Below are 1,429 nucleotides of genomic sequence, written 5' to 3'. Positions count from 1 at the left end.
CCCGTCGACCCTGCCGCCGCGCCCGCGCGTCAGCCGTGCCCGCCTCGCCGGCGAAGCCCTGTTCTTCGTGTTCGGCATGCTGCTCGTCGCCACGCTGTTCTTCATGCCCGTGTTCCCCAGCTTCGTGCTGATCGACTGGTTCGACGAACGGGGCACCCTGCCGATCCTCGCGCAGAACTCGATCCAGGGCCAGCTGCTGCGCTACTTCGTGCTGGCACTGCCCGCGTCCGCCGTGCTGATCGCGCTGACGATGCTCGTGTCGGCCGCCATCCGCTGGGGCTTCCTGCCCCGCATGATGCCGGGGCGCTCGGCCGTGCACAGCAACGCGTACTGTAAGAAATGGCTCGTGAGCCATATCCAGGAATCGAGTTTGAACGTCCTGCACGGCATCTACGCGACCGTGTTCGCGCCGTTCTGGTACCGCCTGCTGGGCGCGAAGGTCGGCCGCGACGCCGAGATCTCGACGGCGCTGGGCGTCGTCCCCGACATGCTGACGCTGGGCGACGAGACCTTCATCGCCGACGCCGTCATGCTGGGCGACGAGCAGATCGACGGCGGCTGGATGACGATGGAAGCGACGGTCGTCTCGAACCGCAGCTTCGTCGGCAACGGCAGCTACATCCCGGACGGCACCGTGCTGCCGGAAGGCGTCCTTGTGGGCGTGCACACGCATGCGCCCGCGAACGAGCGTATGACGGGCGGCGACACGTGGCTCGGCTCGCCGCCGATCCACCTGCCCGCGCGCGAACAGGTCAGCGGCTACCCGGAACACCTGACCTACCGCCCGTCGCCGGCGCGCCGCCTGGGCCGCGCGCTCGTGGAAGCGTTCCGCATCGTCGCGCCGCACGCGGTCGTCATCGCCGTCGGCTACACGGTCGTGCTGGACCTGATGCCGATCGCCGGGGCCGGCCGCTGGGGCGAAGTGATCTGGGACCTCGCCCTGATCAGCCTCGCCTACGGCATCGGCAACTATCTGTTCGTGCTCGCGTTCAAATGGCTGCTGCTGGGCCGCTACAAGAAGCGGGCCGAGCCGATGTGGACGCCGTTCGTCTGGCTGTCCGAAGGCGTCACGAACATGTACGAAGGCATCGCCGTGCCCAACTTCATGCGCTACCTGCGCGGCACGCCCTGGCTGCCGGTCGCGTTCGGCCTGCTCGGCTGCCGCATCGGCCGCGGCGTCTACATGGACACGACGGACATCACGGAATTCGACTGCGTGACGATCGGCGACCATAGCGAGCTGAACGCGCTGTCCTGTCCGCAGACCCATTTGTTCGAAGACCGGGTGATGAAGATCGATCACGTCGACATCGGCAGCAAGGTGTACCTGGGCCCGCGCAGCGCCGTGCTGTACAGCGCGAAGGTCGGGGACAATGCCCGCATCGGGCCGCTGACCCTTGTCATGAAGGGCGAGCACATTCCGGCCGCG

General features: G+C 67.7%; 1 protein-coding gene. It reads left to right on the top strand.

The window, feature by feature from the left end:
- The coding region (locus ACEN88_RS31630; protein ID WP_413346106.1) for a Pls/PosA family non-ribosomal peptide synthetase at positions 1 to 1,429 on the top strand (1,429 nt) is incomplete at both ends.

Origin of the sequence: Massilia sp. CT11-108 (assembly GCF_047302915.1) — a bacterium.
GTDB classification, from domain to species: Bacteria; Pseudomonadota; Gammaproteobacteria; order Burkholderiales; family Burkholderiaceae_D; genus Telluria; species Telluria orientalis.
This window is presented reverse-complemented; position numbering and strand designations above follow the sequence as displayed.